The sequence below is a fragment of the uncultured Sphingomonas sp. genome (assembly GCF_964021865.1).
Classification (GTDB): Bacteria; Pseudomonadota; Alphaproteobacteria; order Sphingomonadales; family Sphingomonadaceae; genus Sphingomonas.
In genome coordinates this window covers 1-11,814 of record NZ_CAXIAM010000079.1, presented here as the reverse complement: position 1 = coordinate 11,814, position 11,814 = coordinate 1, and the positions used below count along the sequence as shown (strand labels likewise).

Here is an 11,814-nt window from a genome sequence, read left to right as displayed (position 1 = left end):
TTTTCGACGCCGATCACCCCGCTACCGGGGTCCCTTTTCCACGCCGATCCACAGCGATGTCGGGGTGCGGCTGCGGCTGCGGTGCGCCCGGTCGCGGTCTCCTGCTCACTCCGGCCGCCGCTGAGGCACGGGTCATCGGCGAGCAGCTGGTGAAGCTCGCCGAGGACCACGAGGCAGCGGCGGGGAAGGCTGCGGTCGACATCCTCCAGAAGGCGGCTGGGCGATGATCGCCGGTGTCGCCGCCATGCTGGCCTTCGCCGGCGCCGGGCTGCTCGCCCTCTACGTGCTGGCGTGGTTCGTCGGCGAGCTCAGCGCCGACATCCGCCAGCGCGACCTGCAGATCGCTGCGATGGAGGACGATCTCGCCGACATCAACCGCATCCTCGACGCGCCGATCCGCGAGCGGAAGTGGAACAATACCGATTGGTGGAGCGACCACCATGGCTATTGACGCCGCCTATCGCCCGCGCACCGACGACGTGCTGCTGATCCGGGACGACGGCGTCACCTTTGCGATCCCCGCCAGTGAGGCCGATACCGTCGCCGCCGCGATCCGCGTCGTCAGCCGTACCCCGCATCTCGCCCGCGTCCTTTCCGACATGGGCGGGCAGGACCACGCCTGATGATCGCCGCCTTCCACCATCCTGCCGGTCAGACGGTCACGATCGTGCGCAGCGACGGCGTCCGGCTGGAGATCGCCGAGGCCGAAGCGCTGGCGCTCGCCGCCGCCCTCGCCACGCTGCGACCCCGCCCGGCCTACCGCAACGCCCGCAGCCGCCGCGACCGCGAGGCCGTGTTTACGCTGGTCGCCCAATGACCGCCCGGAGGTGTCCTATGTCGGGTAACTCTCCCCTCGAACAAGATGGGGGCGAAATAGCTTGCGGGCGAATGGCTTCGCCACCGCGCTTTCGTCCTTCGGATCGAGCCGCTGACGCGTCTCGCCGCTTCGCGCTTCAATCGCTTTCGCTGGAGATATGACATGCCGACTGGCTACACTGCCGCCATCGTTGATGGCACGGTCGCCGACCTTCGCTCATTCGCCCTTCAGTGCGCGCGCGGCATGGGCGCGACTATTACCATGCGTGATGACCCTTGGGACAAACCTATCCCCGAGCGGTTCGAGCCGAGCACTTACTACCGTGACCGCTTGGAGGAGGCGCAAGCCGATTTGCTGGCGCTTCGGACGATGGCGCCTGCGCAATGGCAGGAAGAGGCTGACGCAGCTTATGCGGCTGACGCAAAAGCTCGCGACGATTACCTTGCCTCTAAGGTGGAAAGCCGCGCGCGGTACGACGCCATGATCGCACAGGTGGAGCAGTGGCAGGGCGCGCCTGAGGGCTTGAAGCCGTTCATGCTTGATCAGCTTCGCAGCGGTCGCGACTTCGACTGTTCGGGAACTTCCTATTGGAAGGAGGTTGAGCATCTGAGCGGCGAAGAATGGAAGATGCAGCGCGAAGAGGAGCTAATGCGCTCCAGCGCGCGCGCCGCAGAGGAATGGCAGAAAGAGCAAGACCGAACCGCAGGCCGCAATGCTTGGATCGCTCAACTGCGCGCCTCGCTCGACGCGTACGAAGCGCCCGACCAATCGGGTGCCGCATGACCTCCTCTGATACGAACTCGTCTCCCCAGGAGCATCCCATGACCGACGCAACCCCGCTCGCGTCTGAGCAGATTACGCAGGAAGATCGTGAGGCTGCGGCTTCCAACATCAAGCGTCGCCTCGTTTGGCAGCATGGTGGCGAGCAGCAATGGATGGACGCTTCCACCGCTTCGATGTGGATGGGTGAGCAGGACGATCACGACGAAGTTCAAGCCTTCGCCCGCCATCGTATCGCAGCCCTATCCGCCACCCCCGCACCTAGCGATCAGGACGCATCGCAGGCGCAGGGGGAGGTAGAGCGGGTCGCGCAGGCGCTCTTTGGCAAGGATGCCGCGAAGGCTCTCGCCGCCCTCTCTCCCGCCCCCGGTGCGACGGCGCAGGATGGGGTGGAGCTACCCGCAATCCCGAAAGGTGAGGCGCGGGCGTTCGTCCAGTGCAAGACGCACGGGCGGGTCGGATATTACGATTACGTCCCCTATTCTTTTTCGACCGCAGTTTCGGTCATGCCGTGCGGCTGCGACGCCAAGCATGCGAAGTCGATCACCGAGGAGGAGTTTCGCGTCGCGTTCACCCCGACGCCGACTATCCCGGCGGGCATGGTGGCGGTGCCGCGCGAACCCACGGACGCCATATTGGAGGCGCTTCGCAGCGTTCGAGACACCGGAAGGTCGCTGCATAACGTCTATACCACCATCCTCGCCGCCGCACCCAAGCAAGCAGAGCAGCAGGGGGTGGAGGCGTTGGTGCAGCGATTGCGCGGACATGCCAGCGACCTGCGCAAGGAGGAATGGGACGAAGACGATGCGGCTGCGGCTGATTGCGACCAAGCCGCTGCCATCCTCGCCGCTCTGAACGCCCCCACAGGTGCGGTCGAGACGGAGTGCGGGGCGTGAACAACTGGAAGCCAAAGAAGGGCGACCGCATCACATGGCGCGGAAAACCCGGTGTCGTCACCGACGACTACTGGGCTGATCGCGACAGGTTCACCATCCGGCTGGATGAAGGCGGCGAGACCGATCACGGTGCCGAAAGCCTGCGTCCTGTGGGAGAAGCGAAATGAGCGGGGCACAGCATAGCCCGCGAACGATCCTTGCAAAGGCGTACCGCGACAACGGCGACATTGGCGCTGCCAATTACATTGAGGCGGGTCATGATCTGCAACCCGACACGCAGGTCCATTTGCTGGCAATCCGCGACGCACTCGCCTTATCCACCACCCCCTCGCAGGGGCTGGACGCGGCTACGGTCGACGAGCGGACGGTGGTCAATGACGTGCTGGCAACCCTACGCCAGTACATCGACGACATGCGCTACCCGCCAGACAGCGACAGTCGGCCTCGCCGCATCGCGGCTGCTGAACACGTGATTAGAAAGCTGCTGGGGGATGCTTCATGATGCACTACGTCGGCAAGCCGTGCGAAGACTGTTCCGAGGGCGTCTGCACCATGAATTGCTCCGGCGCTGTAACTACAACGCGTTTGGAATGGTTGGCCGCTTCCATGTGGGCCGGGGTGTTTCCGGAGAAAGCGACCGCTGAGCAGGTCCGCGCATGGAAGGCAAGTAACGCTCCCGTCCCGGCGCAGATCGCGTCATCGAACGTAATGACAGTGCCGGTCGTGCCGACTGATGCAATGGTCGCGGCGGGTGCCAGCGTCTGGAGCAAGGAAGGCGCGGTCTACGTGGAGGACATCTACGCCGCCATGGTCGCAGCCGCTCCCCTCGCCACCGAACCGCACCAGCACGGCGCGGGCAACGGGGAGAAGCATGGTGGATAAGCTGGAGGCGTGCCCGTTTTGCGCAGGTAAAGGCCACCTGCAATTCAGCGAGTTTGAGATCAGCGCAGGCTGGCATGTCGTCTGCCACGGTAAAAAGGATTGCCCGCTCTATTGCAGCGAGCCTTACCGCGCCTTCGACACCGAAGCGGAGGCTATAGCCGCTTGGAACACCCGAGCCACCCCCACAGAAGATGCGCGGGAGCGGGTTAAGGTGCTCGAGGAGGCGCTGGGCAATCTGCGGACGTACATCGGGCATGATGGAAAGCGCGTCTATCCGACCGATCTGGTGGTGGTGAAAGCCATTCTCGCCCTCGGCAATAAGGAGACGGATCGTCATGGGTGAGAGCATCGCGGAGGTGGCGGCGATCAGGCCGTGGCCGCTGTTTGAGGTGGCTGTCGATGGCTTTCCACCGTACACGGTCGCGGCACGCACACGGTCCGCTGCCAGCTATCAGTCCTTCCTCAGCTTCACTGACGCCTATGGCTGCAAATTCCGCGACTGGCTGCGGATGACGACAGTGCGCAAGGTCTATGCCTGCCCAGTGGACGCGTACGCCTACGTCCGCCGGAATTACGACCGCGACCTGCGGCACGGCACTCGGGTCACGATCACCAGGGAAGGGCCCGATCTTGAAGGCCAGCTGGGCACCGTGATCCACCCGGGCCGCGAAAGCACCTGCTACGCTCATGTCGTCATGGACGGCGCGAAGTACGCGATCATCGTCCACCCGCTGAGCGTGGTCATCACCAGCCAGCCGCAGGAGGCCACCGACCATGCCCGCTGACGCTGCGGAGATCGTGCGCTTGGGTGAGCCACACCGAGTTCAGCTTTCGCGCAAGAAGGGCTGGCGTATGCCGGAGAACACGGTGTCTGTCGCGCGGCCGGGTCCATACGGCAACCAGTTTGTCGTTGGCCGGGATGGGACTGCGCAGGAGTGCGTCGACCAATACCGCGCCGATTGGGAAGCGGGGCTGGCTGAGCCGAAAGGTAGCCTTCATCGCGCGCTGTACAGTGGTGCCCTCGCGAAGCTCCGCGGCAAGAACCTCGCGTGCTGGTGCAAGCTTGGCGAGCCGTGCCACGCTGATGTGCTGCTTGAGCTCGCGAACCGCCCCGCTCAACACGATCATGAGGTGGGGTGATGGCTGGAACCTACGCACGCAGCACCGACGTCAGCAGCGGTCGTTCGCGAGACGAGATCGAGCGGACGCTTGAGCGGTACGGCGCGGACCAGTTCCTCTACGGCTGGCAGGATGATGCCGCGGTCGTCGGCTTCCGCATGGGCGGGCGTCATATCCGTTTCATCCTCCCGTTGCCGGCGAAGACCGAGCGCCGCTTCACGCATCATAGCCGCGGTGCCCGCGCGCCTGACGCGGCCCAAAAGGAATGGGAGCAAGCGGTGCGCCAGAAATGGCGGGCGCTCGCGCTGGTCATCAAGGCCAAGCTGGAGGCGGTCGAGAGCGGCATCGCAGTGTTCGAGGACGAGTTCATGGCGAACATCGTGCTTCCCGGCGGTGAAACGGTCGGCGACTTCATGCGCCCGCAGATCGCCGAGGCTTACCGGATAGGTGCGGCGCCGAACATGCTCCCGATGCTGCCAGCGCCGAACCGCCCCGCATGACCCCCTCTCTTACTCCTCCCGCCTATGTGTCGAAAGGACGAGCATGAGCTTCGACGCCCGCTTTGCGTTCTATAGCGACAATCGGCGGGTGCTTTCGACGCTGCCCGCCGACGACTTCTGGATCGCGCTACGCGCCGAGCTGATCGCCGAGCTCGAACGCCGCCGCACCGCCTATCCGTCATTGGTCGCAAAGGGGCGCCTGGAACGTCCTGTCGCTGATCGTGAGCTCCGCGTCTGGCGATCGATCGCCCAATCGATCAGCGCGATCGAGGGCGTCGGCGACGCCAGTTGGAGCGAGATGGTGCACTCACTTCGCCGCGAGATCGCCCTTCGTCGCAAATTCTATCCCGCGCAGATCGCCGATCGCCGCCTGTCCGCCGACGAGGCTGCGCGCCGGCTGGAGCTGATCGAGACGTGGCACGACCTTCTGTGGCACGACGCCGGCGGCGAAGTCGGGCGTGTCGCGCGCGCCGAACGACTGCACCAGCTTGAGCTGCGCGCCGCCGCTTGACCGCAGCGCGGATCCGCGCACACCCTTACCACCGCCACTGGAGCCCCCGACGATGGCGAAGATCACCATCCCCTATTTTCGCGCCAAGAAGACCGCTGGCGGCGTCCGCTACTATTGGGAGCCCTCGGCCGAGCTGAAGGTGACGGGCTGGAAGGCCATGTCGCTCGGCCAGGACGAGAATGCGGCGATCAGCGCTGCCCGCGCGCGCAACGACGAGGTCCGCGTCTGGCGCTCTGGCGGTGCTCGGCCGCGCGACGTCAAGAAAATCGCACAGCGCCACACGATTGACGCCGTCATCGCAGAGTTCGAGAAACAGAGGTTCCCCAAGCTCGCCGAGAACACCCGGAAGGAATATGCGGCGAAGCTGCGCACGATCAGCCGCTGGGCAGGCGACGTGCGGATCGACGCGATCACCCGCAAGAACGTCTTGGCGTTCCGCGACGCGCTCTACGCCCCCCGTAAGGACGGCATCGTGCGCGAGACGAGCGCCTTCAACACGCTGAAGGTGCTGCGGACCCTGTTCGACTGGGCCAAGAAGAACGAGCTGGCGCCGACCAACCCCGCGGCCGGCGATCTCGACGTTTCGATCCCAGCACCGCGCCAGCAATTCGCCAGCGCGCTCGCGCGCGACGCGCTGGTCGCCGCGGCCGACGACCTGAAGCGCCCGAACATGGCGGCGGCAATGATCCTCGCGTGGACGATCGGCCAGCGCGAGGAGGATCTGCTGAAGCTGGTCCAGACGCGCTACACCGAGCTCGCAGCCTACGAGGCCGACGATCCGGCGGTCTACGCCCGCATCGCCGCGCGCGAGCCTGACGGCCGGGTAATGGGTGTCCGCCTGCGCCAAGGCAAGACCGATCGCTGGGTAGGCGTGCCGGTAACCGGGGAGGCGCGCGCGCATCTGGAAAAGGCGCTGGTCGGCGCTCGCGCGCTCGGGCTGGCGACGATCCTCTACGACGAGGATCGCGAGCGGACGTGGACGGCGCAGAAGCTGGTCGACCGACAGACCCGCGCTGCGCAATTCCAGCGCAGCTTCGCCGCCATCCGCGAGAAGGCCGCGGCGACGGTCCGCGCGCAAGGGGACGAGGATCTCGCAATCGAAATCGCCGACCTCCAGTTTCGCGATTTCCGGCGCACCTGCGTTGTGGTCATGGGGCAACGCGGCATCCCGGATCACTTGATCTCGGCGATTACCGGGCACCAGCTCGATACCGTCAAGAAAATCCTTGAGACCTATCTGCCGCGCACGACCGGCATGGCGATGCTGGCGGTCGATCTCACCAACGAGCGCGCGCCGGAACAGCTTCGTCGTGACATCCGGAGCGCGTGACGATCAGGCGGACTTGGAATTCCAAGTGGAACGGACTTGGAATGGAGGAGACCTAAACCGCAAAAAGTCGAGGATTTGTGCTGGAGCGGGTGAAGGGAATCGAACCCTCGTCGTAAGCTTGGGAAGCTTCTGCTCTACCATTGAGCTACACCCGCAAATCAACGACGTGGCGCTGATCAGATCGCGCGCCAGCGCCGCGCTTTGCGGGTCCAGCGTTCGATGTGACGGGCGAGTGCCATAATCGTGGCGTGGTCGTCAACGTCGATCGTGCGGATTTGTCCGGCCGCCTCCGCGAAGAGCCTCCCTTCGAGCAGGTCCCCGCCGAATGACGAAGGTGGAGCCGGAGCGTCTACCTTCAATCGCCCACCACGACCTTCAAAGCATAGTCGACGAAGCGCTCCTTCTCGCCGACCCGCGCAACGTAATGAAGTGCTTCGCGCGCCAGCTCGGCCCCGCCTTCCCGCGCGATGATCCTCCGCCGCCGGTGGCGACGTTGTCATCTGCGGCAAACGGCGCATCGATGGCGGCGACGCCGCCCTCCACCACCCAGGGCTTGGTAGTGAGATCGGTGGAGGCCGGCAGGCTGCCAATCAGCCCCCGCTTGGCCAGCAGCAGCGTTCCCGAGCGTTGCGCCGCAATCCGTTGCCGCGCCGGATCGAGTCGCAGCCGAGCGAGCAATGCCGCATCGGCGGCGGTCTTACACGTGCTGATGCCGCTGCCGATCAGGACTGCATCGGCCTCTTCCACGACGTCGAGTGGGTGCTGGCGGTGGGCCGAGACGCCGTTCATCGACGCCACCGTTTCGGTTGGCGCGGTGATATGCGCCGCCAAGCCGTGCGGGCGCAGCCGGTTGATGATCGCGGCGGCGACGAACGATTCGAGCTCGTTGAAGCCTTCGAAGGGTAGGACTGCGCCCTGCATCAGCCGTGCGTGCCCACCGAGAACAACGTCCACGCCGCCCCGGCGACCGAGACTTGTCCGCTTGCCGCCAACCTGCTGCATGTGGTGCTGACCGATGGTAGCGATCGCGGGCATGTCGGAGGGAGACGGGCCCGGCTTGCCCGGGTCGCGCATCGCCTGCGCGCCATTGGGATCATGCCGTGGATCGAGCCGGCGGCGGGTATTTTCCTTTGGGGGCGCTTGCTCGATGGGATCGATGCCGTCGCTTTCGCGCGTCGCGCGATCGGCAAGGGGTTCGTGCTCGCGCCGAGGCCGGTGTTCGGCACCGGTGGCGGCTGGGGCGATTATCTGCGCTTCAACGTCGCGATGAGCGGCGATGACCGGCTCTATGCTTTCCTGCGATCTGCGATGTCGCAGGTATCGCCCGGCGGGGCTGCCTGATCGGCAATCCCGGCGGCCGAAGACCGCCGGGGGCTGCGTCGTCAGTCCAGATCGCCGTGGCCGTGGCCGTGGCCGACCGTCACCTTCGCACCGGTATCGGCGCCGCGGCCGGTGGCCGATTCCCACCAGTAAGGCAGCCGCTTGCGGTTGCCGGTCGCCACCTCGCCCAGCGTCGCGGCGTCGTAGAGCCGGCCCCCGAGCATCACGCGGCTGACCTTGTCGCTATTGCGGATGTCGACGGTCGGATCGGCGTCGAGCACTACCAGATCGGCGAGCTTGCCGGGTTCGAGCGAGCCGACATCCTTCTGATAGCCGAGCGACGTCGCCGACGCGATCGTGCCGGCGCGCAGCGCCTCGATCGGGGTCATCCCGCCGCGCACGAAGCTCCACAACTCCCAATGGGCGCCGAGTCCCGGTTGCTGGCCGTGCGCGCCGATCGCGACGTGGATGCCCTTGTCGGCGAGCTTCTTCGCCTCGCGCGCGGTGGCGCCGTCGACATAATCCTCTTCCGGCGCGATCGCGCGGCGCGCGTTCTGCGCGGCGAGCAAGGCGGGCGGGGCATGGCGGGTGAGCAGCGGATGCCGCCACACGTCGCTGTGCGCGCGCCAGTACGGGTCGCCGGCGAGCCCGCCATAAGCGACGACCAGCGTCGGGGTATAGCCGACCGTCGTCTGCGCCCACAGGCTGAGCACATCGTTATAGAAATGCTCGAGCGGGACATTGTGTTCGAGCGTGGAATTGCCGTCCGACACCAAGGTCATGTCGAGCGTGTAGAGCGAGCCGCCCTCCGGCACGACCTCCATCCCTTCGGCCTGTGCGGCGGCGACGACCATTTGGCGCTGTTCGCGGCGCGGCTGGTTGTAGTTCTTCACGCTGTGCGCGCCCTGCGCCTTCAGCCGGCGGACGATCGACAGCGCGTCGTCATAGCTGTCGATCTGCGCATAGACGTCGGGGCTCTTCGCGCCATAGATCACCTCGCCGGTCGAGAAGGTGCGCGGCGCGAGCACCAGCCCGGCGGCTTGCATCTCGGCGGCCGGGAAGATTTCCGCAGAGCGCGACGACGGATCGTGGACGGTGGTGGTGCCGAGCGCGAGATTGGCCATCGCCGACCAGTTCTGCTGCGGGACCAGCTCGTCGTCGCCCTGCGGGCCGTGTGCGTGCGCGTCGACCAGCCCGGGGATGATCGTCTTGCCGGCGACGTCGACGGTCGTCGCGCCCGCGGGAACCTGCACGGAGGCGCGCGGGCCGATCGCGACGATGCGGTCGCCGCGGATCAGCACCGTGGCATCGTCGATGATACCGCCATCGGCGCCGGCCATTGTCACGACGCGCGCGCCGGTGAGCGCGACGGTCGCGGTCGGCTTGGCGGCGGCGACGTCCATCGACAGCGACACGCCGGTGCGCGGTGCGACGAACTTGGCGGCGTCCTCATCGGCCGGCGCGGCGCGGAACAAGGCGGCGGTGTCGGCGGAGTAGAGCGTCGGGCCGGCGCTCCAGTGGATGCGCTTGCCGTTGTCGGACCAGTTGATGAAGTCGGCTCCGTCCGCGCTGACCCGCGTCACCGGCAGCGCGCCCGACTTGGCGTCGACCTCAACCGCCTGCGTGCCGGGCATCAGCGGCATGACGAAGGCTTCGTAATTCTGGCGGAAGGCGACGTAATCGCCGGCGGGGGAAATCTGGAAGTCGTTGACCAGTTCGCCCGCGGCATGGACGCGGCGGTTCTCGCCCGACAGGTCGGTGCTGACCAGCTGGCGCTTGTTGCCCTCGTTGACGATCAGGAAGACGCGGTCGTTGGCGGCGCCGAACTGCGGCGCGGCGGCGTCCTTCGCGACGCGCACCGGCGCACCACCGGTCGCGGCGACGCGGTAGACACCAGTGCCGGGATTCCCGCGCGCGGCGGTCAGCTCGCCGCCCTCGCCCTGTTCGAAGACGATCGTCTTGCCGTCGGGCGAGAAGCGCGGGCGACGGTAATGGCCAGCCACCGTCGTCACCGCCTTTGCCGCGCCGCCACCTGCCGCGACGGTGCGGATCTGGCCGAGCCCGGCGTCGGTCCAGCCGGTGAAGACGATCGTACGGCCGTCGCGTGACCAGCTCGGCCACAGCTCCAGCTCGTCGGTGGCGCGCGTCAGCCGCTTTGGCGCGCCGCCGGCGAGCGGTTTTATCCAGAGCTTGCCGAGCGTCTCGAACACTACCTGCTTGCCGTCGGGCGAGACGGTCGCCCAGCGCGTCGCCTTCGTCATGAAGTGCGCGGGTGCGACTTCGACCTGCGGGTGCGCGGCCTCGGCGATCACGCGCGTGTCGTCGACCCGGAACGGGATCACGCTCGCGGTGCCGCCGTCGATGCCGACGCGGCGCAGCTTGCCGCCCGACCAGAAAACGATCGCCTTGTCATCGGGCGTCCAGCTCATGTTCGGATAGACCCCGGTCACCGCCCACGTCTCCTGCACGTCGCGGTCGAGCGGGCCGTAGACGATCCGCTCGACGCCGGTGGCGAGGTCCTTCACCCACAATTTGGTGACATTGTCGTCGCGGCGGACGAACGCGATCTGCTTGCCGTCGCGCGAGGGGGTCGGACGCACCGAGCCGCCGACGCCGCTGACCGCGGTCGTCACCTCGCCGGTGTCGATGTCATAACGTTCGATGTCGAACAGATCGGTGCGCGAATTCTGCGCATATTCGAAGATCGGCCCCGACGAGACGTTGCGCGTGTAATAGATGCTCTTGCCGTCGGGGGCGTAGACCGGCTCGCCCAGCTCCTTTTGCAGCACCTCGCTGGCGCGCTTGACCAGCTGTACCCCGCCGCCGCCCGAGACGTGGTAGAGCCACACCTCGCCGGTGCCGAGCGAGCGGCCGGTGGTGAAATGCTTCTTGGCGGCGATGAAGCGACCGTCCGGACTCCACGTCGGCTGGTTGAGCAGGCGGAAGTCTTCCTTCGTCACCTGGCGCTTGTCGGTGCCGTCGGCGTTCATCACCCAGATGTTGTCGCCGCCGCCGCGATCCGAGGTGAAGGCGATCCGGCGGCCGTCGGGGGAGAAGCGCGGCTGGTGCTCGAACGCCAGCCCTTCGGCGATGCGCGTCGGCGTCCCGCCCGCGATCGGCATCGTGTAGATGTCGCCGAGCAGGTCGAAGGCGATCGTCCGCCCGTCCGGTGATACGTCGACATTCATCCAGCTGCCTTCGTCGGTGGTCATCCGCGCCTGTTTGGTGCGCAACCCGCGCGGCGCGTTGACGTCCCACTTCGCGGGCTTGGCGTCTTTCGCGCCTGCTGCCGTGGTCGCGGGGGCAGGCGGCGGCAGCGTTCCGGCCGGGTCCGGAGTCGGCGCGGTCGCCTCGTTCTCGGGCACCTGGGTCTGTTCGACCGGCTTGTCCTGGGCGGCGAGTGGCGCAGCGAGCAGGCACAAGGCAACGGCGGTCATGGCACGAAAGGTCACGATGGTGAATGTCCCCTGATTGTGCCGCCATCGTGCCGCGATCCGCGCGGCGCGTCACGCCCCAAATCGTCGCTGCACGATCGTTGCGTTCCAAGACCCGGAAAGTGGTCGACGCCATAAAGTGGATCAGCGCTAGCTGCGTCAAACCATGTCTAGGGTCAGGACCCATTGATGTGAGCGTCGCGATCTGATTCAGGCTCTGCAAGG

The 11,814-nt window shown here is 66.5% G+C and carries 16 protein-coding genes, 1 tRNA gene and 1 pseudogene; 15 read left to right on the top strand and 3 right to left on the bottom strand.

Going from position 1 to position 11,814, the window contains the following annotated elements; genetic code table 11:
• Window positions 1–223 precede the first annotated feature (223 nt).
• The 14 genes from AADI75_RS15195 to AADI75_RS15130 all read left to right on the top strand — a co-directional run bounded on the left by AADI75_RS15195 (window position 224) and on the right by AADI75_RS15130 (window position 6,835).
• Window positions 224–451 (top strand): hypothetical protein, encoded by a 228-nt coding sequence (locus tag AADI75_RS15195; RefSeq protein ID WP_341209844.1) that lies wholly within the window; start codon window positions 224–226, stop codon window positions 449–451.
• The gene (locus AADI75_RS15190; protein ID WP_341209843.1) at window positions 441–623 is read left to right on the top strand and encodes a hypothetical protein; all 183 of its coding nucleotides are present in this window, start codon (window positions 441–443) and stop codon (window positions 621–623) included. The genes AADI75_RS15195 and AADI75_RS15190 overlap by 11 nt, the downstream gene beginning before the upstream one ends.
• Complete coding sequence (locus tag AADI75_RS15185; protein ID WP_341209842.1) at window positions 623–817, top strand: hypothetical protein; 195 nt, start codon at window positions 623–625, stop codon at window positions 815–817. Before AADI75_RS15190 ends, AADI75_RS15185 begins: the two co-directional genes overlap by 1 nt.
• A 162-nt stretch (window positions 818–979) precedes the next feature.
• Window positions 980–1,600 carry a hypothetical protein gene (locus AADI75_RS15180; protein WP_341209841.1) on the top strand — a complete coding sequence of 207 codons (621 nt, stop codon included), beginning with the start codon at window positions 980–982 and terminating at the stop codon, window positions 1,598–1,600.
• Window positions 1,601–1,638: 38 nt separating this feature from the next.
• A complete protein-coding gene (locus tag AADI75_RS15175) occupies window positions 1,639–2,493 on the top strand; it encodes a hypothetical protein (protein ID WP_341209840.1) in 855 nt (284 codons plus the stop codon).
• Window positions 2,490–2,660 (top strand): hypothetical protein, encoded by a 171-nt coding sequence (locus AADI75_RS15170; RefSeq protein ID WP_341209839.1) that lies wholly within the window; start codon window positions 2,490–2,492, stop codon window positions 2,658–2,660. Before AADI75_RS15175 ends, AADI75_RS15170 begins: the two co-directional genes overlap by 4 nt.
• Window positions 2,657–2,995 (top strand): hypothetical protein, encoded by a 339-nt coding sequence (locus tag AADI75_RS15165; RefSeq protein ID WP_341209838.1) that lies wholly within the window; start codon window positions 2,657–2,659, stop codon window positions 2,993–2,995. Before AADI75_RS15170 ends, AADI75_RS15165 begins: the two co-directional genes overlap by 4 nt.
• Window positions 2,992–3,375, top strand: a complete 384-nt coding sequence (locus AADI75_RS15160; RefSeq protein WP_341209837.1) for a hypothetical protein — start codon at window positions 2,992–2,994, stop codon at window positions 3,373–3,375. The genes AADI75_RS15165 and AADI75_RS15160 overlap by 4 nt, the downstream gene beginning before the upstream one ends.
• Window positions 3,365–3,718: a Lar family restriction alleviation protein gene (locus tag AADI75_RS15155; RefSeq protein WP_341209836.1), complete on the top strand. Its 354-nt coding sequence runs from the start codon at window positions 3,365–3,367 to the stop codon at window positions 3,716–3,718. The genes AADI75_RS15160 and AADI75_RS15155 overlap by 11 nt, the downstream gene beginning before the upstream one ends.
• The gene (locus AADI75_RS15150; RefSeq protein ID WP_341209835.1) at window positions 3,711–4,160 is read left to right on the top strand and encodes a hypothetical protein; all 450 of its coding nucleotides are present in this window, start codon (window positions 3,711–3,713) and stop codon (window positions 4,158–4,160) included. The genes AADI75_RS15155 and AADI75_RS15150 overlap by 8 nt, the downstream gene beginning before the upstream one ends.
• Complete coding sequence (locus AADI75_RS15145; RefSeq protein WP_341209834.1) at window positions 4,150–4,515, top strand: DUF4326 domain-containing protein; 366 nt, start codon at window positions 4,150–4,152, stop codon at window positions 4,513–4,515. The genes AADI75_RS15150 and AADI75_RS15145 overlap by 11 nt, the downstream gene beginning before the upstream one ends.
• Window positions 4,515–4,994, top strand: a complete 480-nt coding sequence (locus tag AADI75_RS15140; protein ID WP_341209833.1) for a hypothetical protein — start codon at window positions 4,515–4,517, stop codon at window positions 4,992–4,994. Before AADI75_RS15145 ends, AADI75_RS15140 begins: the two co-directional genes overlap by 1 nt.
• A 43-nt stretch (window positions 4,995–5,037) precedes the next feature.
• Window positions 5,038–5,505: a hypothetical protein gene (locus tag AADI75_RS15135; RefSeq protein ID WP_341209832.1), complete on the top strand. Its 468-nt coding sequence runs from the start codon at window positions 5,038–5,040 to the stop codon at window positions 5,503–5,505.
• A gap of 52 nt (window positions 5,506–5,557) precedes the next feature.
• Window positions 5,558–6,835 (top strand): site-specific integrase, encoded by a 1,278-nt coding sequence (locus tag AADI75_RS15130; RefSeq protein WP_341209831.1) that lies wholly within the window; start codon window positions 5,558–5,560, stop codon window positions 6,833–6,835.
• An 81-nt stretch (window positions 6,836–6,916) separates the two neighbouring features.
• On the opposite strand, the gene AADI75_RS15125 is transcribed toward AADI75_RS15130, so the two are convergent.
• Window positions 6,917–6,990 (bottom strand) — tRNA-Gly (locus tag AADI75_RS15125).
• A 200-nt stretch (window positions 6,991–7,190) separates the two neighbouring features.
• Window positions 7,191–7,756: pseudogene (locus AADI75_RS15120) on the bottom strand (AraC family transcriptional regulator).
• Window positions 7,757–7,765: 9 nt separating this feature from the next.
• On the opposite strand from AADI75_RS15120, the gene AADI75_RS15115 reads away from it, so the two are divergent.
• Window positions 7,766–8,176 (top strand): hypothetical protein, encoded by a 411-nt coding sequence (locus AADI75_RS15115; RefSeq protein ID WP_341209830.1) that lies wholly within the window; start codon window positions 7,766–7,768, stop codon window positions 8,174–8,176.
• A 41-nt stretch (window positions 8,177–8,217) separates the two neighbouring features.
• Here AADI75_RS15115 and AADI75_RS15110 read toward each other — a convergent pair whose 3' ends face one another.
• A complete protein-coding gene (locus AADI75_RS15110) occupies window positions 8,218–11,592 on the bottom strand; it encodes an amidohydrolase family protein (protein WP_341209829.1) in 3,375 nt (1,124 codons plus the stop codon).
• Window positions 11,593–11,814: the final 222 nt, after the last annotated feature.

Bases quoted from the DNA above. Each gene is read 5' to 3' on its own strand.
- AADI75_RS15195 (WP_341209844.1), top strand. From the start codon at position 224: ATGATCGCCGGTGTCGCCGCCATGCTGGCCTTCGCCGGCGCCGGGCTG.
- AADI75_RS15190 (WP_341209843.1), top strand. From the start codon at position 441: ATGGCTATTGACGCCGCCTATCGCCCGCGCACCGACGACGTGCTGCTG.
- AADI75_RS15185 (WP_341209842.1), top strand. From the start codon at position 623: ATGATCGCCGCCTTCCACCATCCTGCCGGTCAGACGGTCACGATCGTG.
- AADI75_RS15180 (WP_341209841.1), top strand. From the start codon at position 980: ATGCCGACTGGCTACACTGCCGCCATCGTTGATGGCACGGTCGCCGAC.
- AADI75_RS15175 (WP_341209840.1), top strand. From the start codon at position 1,639: ATGACCGACGCAACCCCGCTCGCGTCTGAGCAGATTACGCAGGAAGAT.
- AADI75_RS15165 (WP_341209838.1), top strand. From the start codon at position 2,657: ATGAGCGGGGCACAGCATAGCCCGCGAACGATCCTTGCAAAGGCGTAC.
- AADI75_RS15160 (WP_341209837.1), top strand. From the start codon at position 2,992: ATGATGCACTACGTCGGCAAGCCGTGCGAAGACTGTTCCGAGGGCGTC.
- AADI75_RS15155 (WP_341209836.1), top strand. From the start codon at position 3,365: ATGGTGGATAAGCTGGAGGCGTGCCCGTTTTGCGCAGGTAAAGGCCAC.
- AADI75_RS15150 (WP_341209835.1), top strand. From the start codon at position 3,711: ATGGGTGAGAGCATCGCGGAGGTGGCGGCGATCAGGCCGTGGCCGCTG.
- AADI75_RS15145 (WP_341209834.1), top strand. From the start codon at position 4,150: ATGCCCGCTGACGCTGCGGAGATCGTGCGCTTGGGTGAGCCACACCGA.
- AADI75_RS15140 (WP_341209833.1), top strand. From the start codon at position 4,515: ATGGCTGGAACCTACGCACGCAGCACCGACGTCAGCAGCGGTCGTTCG.
- AADI75_RS15135 (WP_341209832.1), top strand. From the start codon at position 5,038: ATGAGCTTCGACGCCCGCTTTGCGTTCTATAGCGACAATCGGCGGGTG.
- AADI75_RS15130 (WP_341209831.1), top strand. From the start codon at position 5,558: ATGGCGAAGATCACCATCCCCTATTTTCGCGCCAAGAAGACCGCTGGC.
- AADI75_RS15110 (WP_341209829.1), bottom strand. From the start codon at position 11,592: ATGACCGCCGTTGCCTTGTGCCTGCTCGCTGCGCCACTCGCCGCCCAG.